This window comes from Pontibacter sp. SGAir0037, from assembly GCF_005491705.1.
Taxonomy (GTDB): domain Bacteria; phylum Bacteroidota; class Bacteroidia; order Cytophagales; family Hymenobacteraceae; genus Pontibacter.
The window spans coordinates 3090856-3104912 of the sequence record NZ_CP028092.1 but is presented as its reverse complement, the minus strand read 5'-3'; the positions used below and the strand labels follow the sequence as shown (position 1 = coordinate 3104912).

The following is a 14057-nucleotide window of genomic DNA, read 5'->3' as shown; positions in this document are numbered from 1 at the left end:
CAGCCAAAAAAGCAGCGGGGGCGCCACATACATGTGGCGCCCCCGCTGCTTTTTTGGCTATAATATTATTACCCGAAAATCTCGTTCAACACACCTGCCAGCCTTACACCTCCCTTTAGTAATTGCTCATTTAAGCTATACACGTGCCTGAAATTGTATGCGTAGCTTAGCTTCTGTTCTGGCTGCTCTATTTCCTTGTACAGTTGGTCGGCCAGTACGTAAGACTCGAACAGCCATTGGTTGATCGGCTGCTTTTGCCATTCCTGGGTTTGCTTTTTGGTGGTATGGTTAATTGCTTTCACATACTCGGTATAGCTGAGTTGCTGATACTCTATTAGTTGCTCATCCCATACCCGGTGCAGGTTAGAAGGTTGGTTAAACCAGCTTACCCTGATCCTGTTGCCACCCAAGTCGCCCGGCCGGCCGGCATGCATGGGCTGGTGCATGTCACCCACAATATGAATCACAAGTCGCAGGTACATTTGTTTTTGCTCCAGAGGCAGCTGCTTGTTTTTCAGCTCCTGTATCATAAAATTGAGCTTGGTATAAGCATCGGTTACCGTGTCTTGTGCCAGGTAAGCATCAATTGCTTCGTGCGACATGCCTTCCTCAAAGTTGATGTAATGCCAAGTGTTCAGGTAATTATAAGCAGGATCAGATTTAATAAAATCGGCCCAGTTGCTGGCAATCGCAACCGATTCGGTGCCTAAGATCTGCTGCACTTGCTTTCTGGCTTTCCGGGATAAATGGAGGTCAGCTATTTCTCCTACTATGCGATGGCCCAGCATGCCCCAAGCCATGGTTTGCAGCGGGAGGTACAGAAATAAACCAACCAGAAGTATTTTTTTTAAGATGTTATTTGCCATTTTCATTTTAAGTTTGGTGCTGCAAAGTTCAGCAATTTTTCCTTAAGAAGGGAATATAACTGCTATTGTAAAGCAATTGGCTGTTTATAGTATAACGGACTAAAGTAAAACTCCTATCGGTCGGGCCGTAAATCCGTAAGTATTGGTTTAGCTAAAATTATTACATGAAAGAATATTATTCCTCTAAAGTTGTTCTTGTTACAGGAGGCGCTCAGGGTATAGGGCTGGGTATGGTACAGGCATTTGCACGGGCCGGGGCTACTGTTATCATGGCCGATGCCGATAAAGAAGCAGGAGATGAAGCAATACAATGGCTGAAAGAGCAGGAACTGGAAGCTGCCTTTATCACCTGCGATGTAGCAGAAGAAGAGCAGGTAAAGGCATTGATGCTGCAGGTTAGTGAGCACCATAAACAGCTCGATGCGCTGATAAACAATGCCGGCATCAGCAATCCGGATGTAGGTTCTCTGGAAGATATGCCTGTTGCTGATTTTGACAGGGTACTGGCCGTAAACCTGCGCGGTCCTTTGCTGTGTACCAAATATGCTTTGCCTTTGCTGTATAAAGCGGCCTATCCAGCTATCCTGAATATTTCTTCTACCAGGGCTTTTATGTCGGAGCCCAATACCTTTCCTTACAGTGCGTCTAAGGGTGGACTGGAGGCACTCACACATTCATTGGCTGTGAGCCTGACAGAGCCGCGCGTGCGAGTAAATGCCATTGCGCCGGGTTGGATAGAGGTTGGCCCCTGGGAGAAAGAGAGCAAGCGTTATGAACCTCTCCATACCAGGCAGGATAAAGAGCAGCACCCGGTAGGCAGGGTAGGTACACCCGAAGATATTGCCGAAGCAGCTTTATTTCTATGCTCCGATAAAGCAGGCTTTATTACAGGCCAGAGCTTAACGATAGACGGCGGTATGACCATTAAGATGATTTGTCATTAATATAATGTTTTAGAAGCTAGCTGCTTATCCGGCAAAAGGAAATGCTTTGAACCCTTTTCTTTTCTCCTGCGGTAAAAACAAATACAACAGCTGAGAATTGCTTATGATAACTGCTCCGCATAACCCTACTATTCTTTATGTAACAAACCCAATGTGCGCCTGGTGCTATGGCTTTACCCCCGTGGTGCGACGGCTGCAGGCTCTCTGGCAGGGGAGGCTGAATGTGCGGGTGTTGCTGGGGAACCTGCAGGCCTATGCAACAGAACCTATACAGCCTAAAGAGAGGGAGCTGCTGGCACTAAGCTGGCACCGGGTACAGGAGCGCACCAGCCTTCCGTTCGACTATAGCTTTTTTACACGGTCAGGCTTCGTTTACCGCACAGAGCCGGTATGCAGAGCGCTGCTGGCTGTGCGCCTGTTGCGGCCTGTGCTTACACTGGAGGTGCTACGGGCTTTTCATTCAGCTTTTTATTCCGATGGCCAGGATATAACAGACACAGGTGTTCTGGTGAATATTGTCAGGCTGTTCGGGATATCTGAAAACCTGTTCATGACACTTTTTGAGGCAGAAGAGATTATGATGCAGCTCGAAGAGGAATTTCTTTACGTAGAAAACATAGGAGCAACAAATTTCCCGAGCATTTATGTAGAAGACATTCATGGACCGCAATTACTCGTAAAAGGATTCAGTAGCTTGAATGAACTGGAAGAGCAGCTGTTGCTAAAGCTAAACAGAGGCTGAAGCAGGGGAGAAACGCTGCCTGCTCCACTCACAGGGATTGAAAAAATAAATTCAGTAAAAAATATATATAAATTTTGATAAATATTGTGGATACAACTGTTGTCTTCAATATTAAAAAAAACGTATATTTATTGCTGAAGCTGTATTGCTTTTGAGATTCCTAAGAGATATGAGAAGTAAAACAACCGTAAACCAGGTAGATGAATACCTCGAAAAACTGACTCCCGAAAAACTGTTGCTTGCCCAGGAACTGCGCCGGATCATAACTTCCACAGCGGCTCACCTGGAAGAATGCGTGCGGTGGGATAGTCCGTGTTATTTCTTTTATGGGCCCGTTTGTTACTTTGCCTCTTCAAGGAGTGGTCTGCACTTTGGGTTCTTTCGGGGCAAAGAGCTCGATGATCCGGAAAAAAGACTAGTGAGCCGTAACGGGCAAATGCTTCACGTTAAAGTAAGATCGATGGATGATATTAATGAGGCTTATTTTGTTGAGCTGATAAAGCAGGCTGTCCATTTAAACCAAAATTAACTACTGCTGTAATTTGCCGCATTCCGGCTGCCCACAGGCCTGGCCTGCCGCTTCGAGCTCAATGGTAACATGGTGTATTTCCAGATCGGCCATGGCCGTCCTGATCCGTTGCTTTATCTCTTCCGACTGATCGAGGGAAACCTGGGGATCTACGACGGCGTGCATCGTTAAAATATGGTTGGTGCCATCCAGTGTCCAGAGGTGCAGATCATGCACCGATCTGATTTCGGGCAGCTTCTCCAGCCTTTGTTCCAGGGCAGGCATTTCGATATGGGCAGGAGTAGCCTGCAACAGGATCTTCAGCCCCTCGCGCAGGTTCTTCACAACATTGTAAAGTATAAAGCAGGTGATGACAAGCGACAGCAGTGGGTCAATCACAGGCAGGTCGAAAAAATACATGATAATACCGCCAGCCAATACTGCTGCCCAGCCAAATATATCCTCCAGCAGGTGCAGCATAACTACTTTTTCGTTGAGCGATGTGCCCTTGTTTAACCGGAGTGCGGCTATACCATTTACCAGTATACCTGCCACTGCAAAAAGGATCATTCCGGGTGCGTGAACCGCTTCCGGGTGGAACAGCCTGGGAATTGCCACCAGCAGCACCAACACAGATCCTGCCAGCAAAATAACAGAATTAATAACAGCGCCTAAGAGTGAAAAGCGCTTATAACCGTATGAGTAACTATGATCCCTGCCTTTTTTTGATAATCTTTCAAAATACCAGGCAAGTCCGAGCGAGAGAGAATCGCCGAGGTCGTGCAGCGCGTCCGACAGAATAGCCATACTGTTGATCCATAAGCCGCCAACGATCTCGAATACAGCAAAACTCAGGTTAAGAAAAAAAGCTACTTTAATATTGTTGCTTGCCTGATGGTGATGATGCGTATGATGGTGGTGATGCTGATGTGCCATATTTCATAAACGACAAAATTGCAGATATTGATGCTGCTCAAGGCACATGTTTACCTTTATCATAACATCTGCTACCTTTGTACTGTTAAAGGGTAGCATCTTAACAGCTATTGCAAATATAGGTAAAGTTATTCCACAACAAATTACAGATATGAAGATACTACTCATTGAGGATGAGCCTAAAGTAGCCTCTTTTATAAAGAAGGGTCTGGAAGAACAGGCGTACGAGGTCGATCAGGCTTACGACGGGTTCTTTGGCGCCAAGCTTGCCCTGCAGAATAACTATGATGTAGTGGTGCTCGACCTCATCCTGCCCAAAATGAACGGACTCGATGTGTGCCGTGAGATCAGAAATCAAAAGAGTAGCGTTCCTATTCTGATGCTTACCGCCCTCGGCACCACCGATGATAAAATTGTAGGATTGGATGCGGGAGCAGATGATTATCTTACTAAACCTTTCGAATTTAAAGAGTTGCTGGCGCGTATCAGGGCGCTGAACCGGCGATCCGGGGAAAGTAGTTCAACCGAAAAGCTGGTGCTGGCCGATCTGGAAATGGATGCCATCAAAAAATCGGTCACCAGAGCAGGCAAGTCGATTAGCCTCACAGCCCGTGAGTTTACTTTACTGCAATACCTGCTGCGTAACAAAGGGCGCGTTATTTCCAGGGTGGATATACTGGAAAATGTTTGGGAAACCTCTTTCGATACAGGTAGCAATGTGATAGATGTGTACATCAACTTCCTTAGGAAGAAGGTAGACAAAGGCTACGACAACAAGTTGATTCATACCTTGGTGGGCATGGGGTATGTGCTTAAAGAACAGGACGAAGTATGACCATCCGGGCAAAGCTCACGCTTAAATTTGCTATTATCATAGCCATTATCCTTATTCTGTTCTCGCTGGTGGTGTACTACTTTACTTCGCTGTACCGGCAGGACGACTTTTACAAGCGGATCGAGCGCAGGGCTTATATTGTGGCGCACCATGTGCTGGATGCTGATGAGCTAAGTGAGCAGGAACGACATCGGAACCAGGTGAAGTATTACCAGGTGCTGCCCTACGAAGTGGTAAAGGTGTTTGATACCAACGGAAAATTGCTTTTCTCAGACGGAGAAGGTGCCCTTAACATAAATCAGAAGCTGTTGGAAAGAGTGGTGCGGCAGAAAAAGGTAGAGTACGAGCATGGCACCAGGCAGGTAGTAGGTATTTATTACCCTGATAACCAGGGGGAATTTATTGTTTTCTCTTCCTGTATCGACGCCTACAGTTTGCGTAAGCTGCAGCATTTAAAAGTAATTCTGATTGTTGGTTTATTAGGGTCTCTGGTGGTGGTTATTATTGCCGGATGGCTGTTTTCGCAGCAAGCCTTGCAGCCTATCACAAAAGTAGTAAGCGAGGTAGAAAAAATTAATGCTTCGGGGCTGCACATGCGCTTAAGTAATGCCGAAGGCAAAGATGAGGTTTCGCACCTGGCACAAACTTTTAATAAAATGCTCGACAGGCTTGAACTTGCCTTCGAAATGCAGCGGACATTTGTTTCGAATGCCTCGCACGAGCTTCGTACGCCTTTAACCGCAATGATTGGGGAACTGGAAGTTGCCCTTATGAAGGACCGGGAGCTGAAAGAGTACCAGCGGGTGCTTTCTTCAATCCTGGAAGATGCGCGTTTGCTGGCGGAGCTTTCAAATGGCTTACTGCAGATTGCACAGGCCAGTATAGATTCTTCTAAAATAAAACAGACTTACCTGCGCTTCGATGAACTGGTGTGGCTGGCAACCGACCAGGCCCGCAAACGGCAGCCAAATGCCGCCATTCATATAGATTTCCTTAATTTCCCGGAAGATGAAGACCGCCTGGTTGTAAAAGGAAACGAGGCGCTTTTGCTTATTGCAATCGTTAACGTTATCGAAAATGCTATCAAATTCTCGCCATCCGGCCAAAGTGCCGTTGGGCAGATTATCATAAACGGTAGAATGGTGCAGCTAAAGGTAAAGGACAAAGGACTGGGAATAACAGTGGAAGACCTGAAGCATGTATTCGTGCCGTTTTTCCGGGCAGATAATGTGCGGAATATATCTGGTCACGGAATTGGCCTGCCACTGGCAGAGCGTATTTTAAAACTGCACAAGGGCAGTATACATATTGCCTCTCAAATTAATGAAGGAACGGAGGTAACTATATCGCTGCCACAGGCTTATGGTTTTATCGCTATTTAATTATGATTTTAATTCTGTTTTAATCCTATTTTAATTTCCTCTTAATGTTGCTTCTTTATCTTTGATAAGATAGGTGCGTTAAAATGCTGTTTTTCAGTCAGAAATAAGTGTTAGAACACAGACTAAGCCTAAGCGACAGGAATATGAGAGAAAATGATAAAAGCCCAAACTATTTGGCCCATCTCGGTAAGGATATTCCTTCTGGGCTGGTTGTGTTTTTTGTAGCACTTCCCCTTTGTCTTGGGATCTCGCTGGCTTCCGGGGCGCCGCTTTTTTCAGGTATTGTAACGGGTATTGTGGGAGGTATGCTGGTGGCCTGGCTGAGCGGCTCGCAACTGGCTGTCAGTGGTCCGGCAGCAGGACTTACCGTTATTGTGCTTAATGGCATAGAAACGTTAGGTTCTTTCGAGAGTTTTCTGCTGGCTGTTGTGCTTGCAGGTATTATTCAGGTGGCGCTTGGCTTTTTAAAAGCTGGGGTTATTGGGCTGTACTTCCCGTCATCTGTTATAAAAGGGATGTTGGCTGCTATTGGCTTAATCCTGATTCTGAAGCAGATTCCTCATTTTATGGGTGCTGATGAAGATTTCTTCGGCGAGATGGAGTTCTTCCAGCCTGACGGGCGCAATACCTTTACAGAAATCGGGCACGCCTTATCGGGTATACAGGTAGGAGCTCTGATTATCGGGATTATTTCACTGGTCTTAATTCTGGCTTGGGACAGCCCTAGGCTGAAGCGTTTTAAGTTTTTCAAGTTAGTGCCGGGCGCACTGGTAGCTGTATTGCTATCCATCCTGCTGAACTACATTTTTATCAACTTTATACCGGAAATTGCTGTAAGTGCAACACACCTGGTTAACCTGCCTGTTATCAGCGGCATAAGTGGTTTAACACAAGAACTGCGTTTTCTGAGCCTGGAGCACTTAACTAGTCCTTCGCTCTATATTGTAGCCTTCACCATTGCAATTGTAGCCAGCCTGGAAACACTGCTCAGCGTAGAGGCCATTGATAAATTAGATCCGCATAAGCGCCGCACACCTAATAACCGGGAGTTAAAGGCGCAGGGGATAGGTAACATTGTGGCTGGACTGTTAGGGGGGCTGCCTATGACAGCTGTTATTGTACGTGGTACAACCAATGTGTCAGCCGGTGCCCAGACCAAAGTTTCGTCTTTTATACACGGTACTTTCCTGATGCTTTCGGTGTTGTTTCTGGCTAATTTCATGAATCAGATCCCGCTTTCTGCCCTGGCAGCAGTACTTCTGGTAGTTGGGTATAAATTAACAAAACCTGCCTTGTTTAGAACACAGTTTAAGCTGGGATACGAGCAGTTTCTGCCGTTCTTTATAACCGTGGTTGCCATTATGTTCTCAGACTTGCTTATCGGTATTTGTATTGGTCTTGTCGTTGGCGTTATCTTCATCCTGAAAGCCAATTACAAATCACCTTACTTTTATCATAAAGAAGAGCATAAGGACAAAGAGGTTATCCGTATTAAGTTAAGTGAGCACGTATCTTTCCTGAACAAAGCGAGCATCGTGCTGACGCTGGAAAACCTGCCTGATAACAGTTATGTGATTATCGATGGCGAGAATTCTGAATTTATTGATTACGACGTGCTGGAGGCTATTCAGGAATTCAAAAACACAGCCCACGAAAGAAACATCAAATTAGAGATTTATAATGTGCCGGAGGTTTCAGTGCTGGACGTACATTAAGCAGATATTACTTTACAATAACTAAAGATAAAACATGGAAAAAATATTTGAGAATAATAAGAAATGGGTGGAGCAAAAGTTGAGCGAAGACAGCGAATACTTTACTAAGCTCGCCAAAGGACAGGAGCCGCGCTACCTGTTTATCGGATGCTCTGACAGCCGTGTGCCAGCCAACGAAATTTCGGGTACGGGCCCTGGTGAAATGTTTGTGCATCGTAATATTGCCAACATGGTAGTGAACACTGATGTGAACCTGCTATCGGTGTTGCAGTATGCCGTTGAAGTACTTAAAGTAAAAGATATTATTGTATGCGGCCATATTGGTTGTGGCGGGGTGGCCGCAGCTGCCAGCAACAAACAGTTCGGTTTAATAGATAACTGGCTGCGCAATATCAAGGATGTGATTCGCCTGCACGAAAATGAGCTGAACGCTATTGAAGACGAAGAGCAACGCCTGCGCCGCCTGGTTGAACTGAATGTAATTGAGCAGGTGCATAACCTGTCTAAAACCTCTATTATTCAAAACGCCATGCAGTCTGATAATCCTCCTAAACTACATGGCCTGGTGTACGACATTAAAGAGGGGCTCTTAAGAGACCTGAATGTGGAGTACGAATCATTTAAGCGGTTCGAAAAGATCTACAGCATAGTAGACGAGTCTGCCGTTGAGGCAGGCACTGAAAAATAAGATTACCTATTATCAGATCTCATATACTTGAAAAAAACCTCTGCATTTGCAGAGGTTTTTTTTATCAGGTAACAACTATCTGCCTGGAAGCAGATAGCTCAGCATGAGTAAAACTGTAGAGTTACGTAGGTTAAGGTTTGTAAGAGGCCCTTCGTCGTAGATGTTCTTTACGCCTCCGTTATACCTTAACTCGATACCCACACCTGTTGGCATGCGATACCCTAAGCCAGCCACATAGCCAAAATCTATGGCATAAGGATTATCGGTAATATTGGTTTTTACAACAGTGGTTGTATTGTCAGAGGCAGAGCTTTCCTGCAGTCTTCTGCCTTTGGCTATAAAAGAAACCTGCGGACCTGCATCAAAGAATACACCGCCTGAAGACAGATGAAGCATAACAGGTATATCTATATAGTTCAGGCGTAGTGTTTCATGTATCTGTAATCCATTGTTTGTATAGTCTCTTTCGGCACCTTTAGAAGTAAACAATGCTTCGGTCTGGATACCCACTCTTTCCGAAAAGTGGTGCTGGTACAGAAGGCCGGCTGTATAGCCCAGGCGAAAGTCATAATCTTCGGCATGGTCGCCTTTAAGGGTAGTATAGGTAAGGCCACCTTTCAGGCCCACATGCTGGGCTACACCTAATTGTGTTACCAGGCACAACAGGCACACAAACAGTATTTTTTTCATAGTTAACATATATTAAATGGTCCAAAGAAATCCGGAGTAAAGTAATGCAGCAATGCTGCATCACTAATTTGGTATATAATCCGAACTATCTGCTTTACGGCGCCACCAACTTTAGTAATAGTACTTAGGCAAGAAAAGCAATAGGTTTTGCTGTTTTAGCCTGTAAATAAAAAGCCCGCTGCTATGGCAGCGGGCTTTCCAGTATAGTTATGGTCATATTTCCGGTTTATCGCTCAATAGCAATAGCCGGAGATTATTTTACCACTCGTAGTCTCTGCGGGATGATGAACCGTAAGAGTATGGAGGTCCATCGTAGGTAGTTCTTCCTGTATAGTTAGAACTGCTGCGCTGGTTGCCTCTGTAGTCATCATTACCGTCGTTCATTTCGTCCATTCTTCTTCTGCGTTCTGCTTCTTCATCACCGAACCAGGATTTTACCTCGTCACCGGCTCTATCCCAGAACCCACGCTCATGATCATTGTCATGGTCGCGGTTCCAGCTGCGGTTGCTACCAGAATTGTAGTCGTTCGACCAGTCTGAGGAAGAACCTGTGCTGCCGTAGTTTGAGCGGCCATAGTTAGAAGAGGAGCCGTAGTTGCTGCCTGCATTAGAGTTTCTTCTAAAGCCTAAACCATCGCGGTCGTTTGAGTCGTTATCGGAGCCGTAAGAGCCACTGTAGCTGGATGCACCGGTTCCGAAGCTTGTGTTGTAAGAGCCTCTGTTATAGCGGTCAGACTCATTGTCGCGTCTGTCGTCCATTCTTCTTCTGCGCTCAGCATCATCGTCGCCGAACCAGGATTTTACCTCGTCGCCTGCACGATCCCAACCGTCACGCTCGTTGCGGTCGTTGTTGCGCCAGTTAGATGAGCTATTGTTATTGTCGTAGCTGCTGCCATAGTTGGAGCCGCCGTAGTTGGAGCGTCCATAGTCTGAGCTTCGGTAGTTATTCGATGAGCCGCGGCTGCTATAGCGGTCAGACTCGTTATCGCGTCTGTCGTCCATTCTTCTTCTGCGCTCTGCATCGTCGTCGCCGAACCAGGATTTTACCTCGTCGCCTGCACGGTCCCAGCCGTCACGCTCGTTGCGGTCGTTGTTGCGCCAGCTGGAAGAGCTATTATTTTGTTTGCTGTTATCCCAGTTACCAGCAGAGCGTCCATAAGTAGACGTACCACCGTATCCAGAAGTATTATGTACATCGCGTCCGGCTCCAAATCCACCCAAGGTATCTTTACCGTGAGCAGAAGAAGAGGTGCGCATTCTTCTTTTAGTTAGATCATTCTCGTCAGAATAGTAATTCCTGGCAGAACCTCTGCTTTCTGACCGATAGTTGTCATTGTACGGGTTGTAGCCCGAATTTTCATAGCTTCTCATAGGTCTTTATTTGTTTTAGGTTAATACATAGTCAGGCATTTCTTTCGAACTGCTTGCTATTTTTTACGGGTATGAGCGCTATAAGTTTAAAAAGGCCTGCAGGCAATGTATAGCTGTAAAAGGTGCCTTTTAAAAGATAAGGTGGTGTGGCAGAGACTACTTAAGGTAGCGCAAAGGCAGGTATGTTTATAGGTGCAGCCCTTGCAGATAGAACAAAGACCTATTTAAATAGGCAGGATTATTCCCTGCTTTTCCAGTTAAAGAAGTGTGTGGTTATTTGAACTGGTAAATCACCTGACCAGCTTCATTTATGGTTAAAGCGGCATCAAAAGCCTCGCCGGTTTTATCGGAGGTAAAGCCTTTAATAGTGCCTGTTTTACCTTTCAGCAGCAGCGCTTCTATCTGTTTGTCGGAGAGTTGTTTTCCACCCATTTCAAAGTGAAGTAAAAAATTACAGCCTTCCCGGAAGCGGCTGCAGCCATAGGCTGCTTTGCCTTTCAGCAGCTTTCCTTGCCTGCATTTCGGGCAAAGGGCAAAAGGATCGGCGGCAGGAGCTTTTTCAGCCTTCTCCGTTACCAGTTGGTTTTGTGCATCCAGGAGCAGTATGGCATCAAAGCTTTCGCCCGCTTCTGTTTTAAAACCTTTTATAACCGGAGTTTTTCTTTTGCTGATCAGTGAGCTTACCTGTTTCTCGGTGAGTTGCTTTCCGTGTTGCTCTATCGGAATCAGGAATCGGCAGCCTTCTTTAAAGCGGGCACAACCGTAGGCTTTGGAGCCTTTCAGAATGTGGCCTTCGGAACAGGCAGGGCAGGAGCCAAGGCCTTTGGCTGGATCGTTCACTGCCTTGGCTGCTTTCACTTTTTTCTTTTCTGTAGGGGCAGCTTCTTTCGGGGTCACTTCCTGCTGTGGCTCCAGTGTAACGGTGGCGCGGTCGTATTTTACTTCCTGCACCAGGCTTACCACGAACTCCTGTAGCTCCTGTAAAAAAGCATCCGCTTTAAATTCGCCACCTTCTATCTGGCGTAGCTTGCGTTCCCATTGCCCGGTCATCTCTGCCGATTTTAGAGTCTGATTGCGGATAACACCAATCAGGTCGATGCCCATCTGAGTAGGCATGATCTTCTTTTTGTCTTTGCGGATGTACTGCCTTTTGTAGAGGGTTTCGATAATAGCGGCCCGGGTAGAAGGTCGTCCGATACCGTTCTCTTTCAGAGCATCCTTCAGTTCTTCATCTTCTACCTGTTTGCCTGCTGTTTCCATGGCACGCAGCAAGGTGGCTTCGGTATACTCTTTCGGCGGGTTGGTCATTTTCTTGTCGAGCAGGGGCACGTGCGGCCCGTGCTCTCCGATTACAAAGTTTGGCAGAATACCACTGGCTACTTCTTCATCTTTGTTTTCGCCTTCTTTACCGGCAGGGGCGTCCGGTTTTACATCTTCAGTACCATATAGCACACGCCAGCCCGGTTCCAATATCTGCTTTCCACGCACTCTGAAGGCATAGCCCGCAGAATCGGCCATAACAGAGGTGTTGCTCACAATACAATCCGGATAAAAAGCAGCGATAAAGCGGCGGGTAATTATATCGTATACATCGGCCTCGCGCCCATACAGGTTACTGGCAGCAGCACCTGTCGGTATAATGGCGTGGTGGTCGGTTACTTTGTTATTGTTAAATACCTTCTTGGTTTTGCGGATCTTGCTTTGCAGCAGTGGTGCCACCTCCTGGCTATAGTTTCGGAGGCCCTGCAGAATGCCCGGAATTTTAGGGTAAATATCGTCCGGAAGAAAGGTTGTGTCTACACGCGGGTATGAAACCACTTTCTTCTCGTAAAGGCTTTGCACCGTGCGTAAGGTTTCCTCTGCCGATAAGCTGAGCTTGTTGTTGCACTCGATCTGCAGCGACGTCAGGTCGAAAAGCTTTGGTGGTGCTTCCGTGCCTTTTTTGGTATCGACATCGGTAATGGTAAGATCAGCCTGTTGTATGGCTTCCAATATCTTCTGGCCTTCTTCCTCCTGGTGGAAGCGGCCGTTGGTGCTGGAGAAAGTTGTGTCGCGGTAAATGGTTTTAAGCTCCCAGTAAGGTTGCGGCACAAAGTTCTGTATTTCGTGGTGGCGGTTCACGATCATGGCCAGCGTTGGTGTCTGCACTCTGCCTATAGATAGTGTCTGTCGCCCCTGCGCATATTTTAAAGTGAACAAGCGGGTGGCATTCAGGCCCAGCAGCCAGTCGCCGATGGCGCGGCTTTTACCTGCCTGGTACAGTAAGTCGAATTCTTTTCCGTCGCGTAGTTGCGCAAAGCCCTGGCGTATGGCTTCCTCGGTAAGCGATGAAATCCAGAGGCGTTTAAATGGCCGCCTGTATTGCGCCTCCGTAAGTACCCAGCGCTGTATTACTTCTCCTTCCTGGCCTGCATCACCACAGTTAATTACTTCCTCGGCATTCTCCAGTAGCTTTTTAATAATGTTGAACTGATTCTCTACACCTTTATCTTTCAAAAGCTTGATGCCATAGCGTTCTGGCAGCATTGGCAGGTCGTAGAGGCTCCAGCGTTTCCACTCGGGGCGGTAGTCATCGGGTTCGCGAAGCTGGCAGAAATGGCCAAAGGTCCAGGTGACCTGGTAGCCGTTGCCTTCGTAATAGCCATCTCTCTTTGTTTTGGCACCAATCACCATGGCTATCTCACGGGCTACACTCGGTTTCTCAGCAATACAAACTTTCAAGCTATCGGATTTTAGAAATTAAACAGCCTTCAAATTTACACAAAATGAGCGGGATTTGCGAGAGCAGCCGGGAATTTGCTGTATAACAGGAGCTTTGGCTCATTCAGCTTTGTGCCTTCACAACAAGAAGTTATTTCGGAAGGAGTATGTAGTGCCAAAAGAAGGCCAGCCTTACCCAAAAGCCTTTTCTGGATGTACATTATTTCGGAACATATGCCCGGCTTAAAAGTGAAGGGAGTAGCTTTTAAGTATAAAATGAGTATGATTGGCTGGCTCTGCCTTCCTGCTTATAGTGCCTGAATTTCTGAAGAGAAGCTACATTTTAAATTAAAAAAAATTAATATAAAAATTATAACAAGGGCAGTTCACAAACGTAAAAACGGAGTAAGGTAGTTAGATGAAAAAAGCTCTCTGCTACCTTATAAGTTAATAAGCCGCACCAGTTAGTACCCCTCCTTTTGGCATTCTGAATTTTAAGGATGCTCGGCCTTTTTGATACCTCATTCCAGTCATTTTTTTCTTCTCCTGAAAGAGGTATACCTACCAATAAGTATGCCTAGTCCTTTTGCTGCCTGTTGTTAGTTTAATCCGAGCCTTTCCGGCACACCATCTTTAGTTCTATGACAAATTTTTACAAATCCTGCAGAGGCGAGTTACGT

General features: G+C 46.2%; 13 protein-coding genes. 8 read left to right on the top strand and 5 right to left on the bottom strand.

What is annotated here, in order from left to right; translation table 11 throughout:
* Positions 1-68 precede the first annotated feature (68 nt).
* On the bottom strand, positions 69-866 hold the full coding sequence (locus C1N53_RS12655; protein ID WP_137759660.1) for a S1/P1 nuclease: 798 nt from the start codon (positions 864-866) through the stop codon (positions 69-71).
* A gap of 164 nt (positions 867-1030) precedes the next feature.
* Here C1N53_RS12655 and C1N53_RS12650 point away from each other — a divergent pair, with 164 nt between their 5' ends.
* From C1N53_RS12650 to C1N53_RS12640, 3 genes are all read left to right on the top strand, one after another.
* A complete protein-coding gene (locus C1N53_RS12650) occupies positions 1031-1810 on the top strand; it encodes an SDR family NAD(P)-dependent oxidoreductase (protein WP_137759659.1) in 780 nt (259 codons plus the stop codon).
* A 103-nt stretch (positions 1811-1913) separates the two neighbouring features.
* Positions 1914-2552 (top strand): DsbA family protein, encoded by a 639-nt coding sequence (locus tag C1N53_RS12645; RefSeq protein WP_137759658.1) that lies wholly within the window; start codon positions 1914-1916, stop codon positions 2550-2552.
* 169 nt (positions 2553-2721) lie between these two features.
* The gene (locus C1N53_RS12640; RefSeq protein WP_137759657.1) at positions 2722-3081 is read left to right on the top strand and encodes a DUF1801 domain-containing protein; all 360 of its coding nucleotides are present in this window, start codon (positions 2722-2724) and stop codon (positions 3079-3081) included.
* On the opposite strand, the gene C1N53_RS12635 is transcribed toward C1N53_RS12640, so the two are convergent.
* Positions 3082-3996, bottom strand: coding sequence for a cation diffusion facilitator family transporter (locus C1N53_RS12635; protein ID WP_137759656.1), 915 nt, complete (start codon positions 3994-3996; stop codon positions 3082-3084). It lies immediately after the preceding gene.
* Positions 3997-4147: 151 nt separating this feature from the next.
* On the opposite strand from C1N53_RS12635, the gene C1N53_RS12630 reads away from it, so the two are divergent.
* The 4 genes from C1N53_RS12630 to C1N53_RS12615 all read left to right on the top strand — a co-directional run bounded on the left by C1N53_RS12630 (position 4148) and on the right by C1N53_RS12615 (position 8616).
* On the top strand, positions 4148-4831 hold the full coding sequence (locus tag C1N53_RS12630) for a response regulator transcription factor (protein ID WP_137759655.1): 684 nt from the start codon (positions 4148-4150) through the stop codon (positions 4829-4831).
* Positions 4828-6213, top strand: coding sequence for a HAMP domain-containing sensor histidine kinase (locus C1N53_RS12625; RefSeq protein WP_137759654.1), 1386 nt, complete (start codon positions 4828-4830; stop codon positions 6211-6213). Before C1N53_RS12630 ends, C1N53_RS12625 begins: the two co-directional genes overlap by 4 nt.
* A 143-nt stretch (positions 6214-6356) precedes the next feature.
* The gene (locus C1N53_RS12620) at positions 6357-7928 is read left to right on the top strand and encodes a SulP family inorganic anion transporter (RefSeq protein WP_137759653.1); all 1572 of its coding nucleotides are present in this window, start codon (positions 6357-6359) and stop codon (positions 7926-7928) included.
* Between the two features lie 34 nt (positions 7929-7962).
* Positions 7963-8616 carry a carbonic anhydrase gene (locus tag C1N53_RS12615; RefSeq protein WP_137759652.1) on the top strand — a complete coding sequence of 218 codons (654 nt, stop codon included), beginning with the start codon at positions 7963-7965 and terminating at the stop codon, positions 8614-8616.
* A gap of 75 nt (positions 8617-8691) precedes the next feature.
* On the opposite strand, the gene C1N53_RS12610 is transcribed toward C1N53_RS12615, so the two are convergent.
* From C1N53_RS12610 to C1N53_RS12600, 3 genes are all read right to left on the bottom strand, one after another.
* Positions 8692-9306: a porin family protein gene (locus C1N53_RS12610; RefSeq protein ID WP_137759651.1), complete on the bottom strand. Its 615-nt coding sequence runs from the start codon at positions 9304-9306 to the stop codon at positions 8692-8694.
* A 258-nt stretch (positions 9307-9564) separates the two neighbouring features.
* Positions 9565-10677: an SWFGD domain-containing protein gene (locus C1N53_RS12605; RefSeq protein WP_137759650.1), complete on the bottom strand. Its 1113-nt coding sequence runs from the start codon at positions 10675-10677 to the stop codon at positions 9565-9567.
* Positions 10678-10950: 273 nt separating this feature from the next.
* On the bottom strand, positions 10951-13398 hold the full coding sequence (locus C1N53_RS12600) for a type IA DNA topoisomerase (RefSeq protein ID WP_137759649.1): 2448 nt from the start codon (positions 13396-13398) through the stop codon (positions 10951-10953).
* Positions 13399-13509: 111 nt separating this feature from the next.
* Here C1N53_RS12600 and C1N53_RS12595 point away from each other — a divergent pair, with 111 nt between their 5' ends.
* Complete coding sequence (locus tag C1N53_RS12595) at positions 13510-13698, top strand: hypothetical protein (RefSeq protein WP_137759648.1); 189 nt, start codon at positions 13510-13512, stop codon at positions 13696-13698.
* The last annotated feature ends 359 nt before the right edge of the window (positions 13699-14057 follow it).

What these genes read in the sequence shown, in the direction of transcription:
- C1N53_RS12655 (WP_137759660.1), bottom strand. Translation starts at nt 866, where the DNA reads ATGGCAAATAACATCTTAAAAAAAATACTTCTGGTTGGTTTATTTCTG.
- C1N53_RS12640 (WP_137759657.1), top strand. Translation starts at nt 2,722, where the DNA reads ATGAGAAGTAAAACAACCGTAAACCAGGTAGATGAATACCTCGAAAAA.
- C1N53_RS12645 (WP_137759658.1), top strand. Translation starts at nt 1,914, where the DNA reads ATGATAACTGCTCCGCATAACCCTACTATTCTTTATGTAACAAACCCA.
- C1N53_RS12615 (WP_137759652.1), top strand. Translation starts at nt 7,963, where the DNA reads ATGGAAAAAATATTTGAGAATAATAAGAAATGGGTGGAGCAAAAGTTG.
- C1N53_RS12620 (WP_137759653.1), top strand. Translation starts at nt 6,357, where the DNA reads ATGAGAGAAAATGATAAAAGCCCAAACTATTTGGCCCATCTCGGTAAG.
- C1N53_RS12630 (WP_137759655.1), top strand. Translation starts at nt 4,148, where the DNA reads ATGAAGATACTACTCATTGAGGATGAGCCTAAAGTAGCCTCTTTTATA.
- C1N53_RS12605 (WP_137759650.1), bottom strand. Translation starts at nt 10,677, where the DNA reads ATGAGAAGCTATGAAAATTCGGGCTACAACCCGTACAATGACAACTAT.
- C1N53_RS12635 (WP_137759656.1), bottom strand. Translation starts at nt 3,996, where the DNA reads ATGGCACATCAGCATCACCACCATCATACGCATCATCACCATCAGGCA.
- C1N53_RS12650 (WP_137759659.1), top strand. Translation starts at nt 1,031, where the DNA reads ATGAAAGAATATTATTCCTCTAAAGTTGTTCTTGTTACAGGAGGCGCT.
- C1N53_RS12610 (WP_137759651.1), bottom strand. Translation starts at nt 9,306, where the DNA reads ATGAAAAAAATACTGTTTGTGTGCCTGTTGTGCCTGGTAACACAATTA.
- C1N53_RS12625 (WP_137759654.1), top strand. Translation starts at nt 4,828, where the DNA reads ATGACCATCCGGGCAAAGCTCACGCTTAAATTTGCTATTATCATAGCC.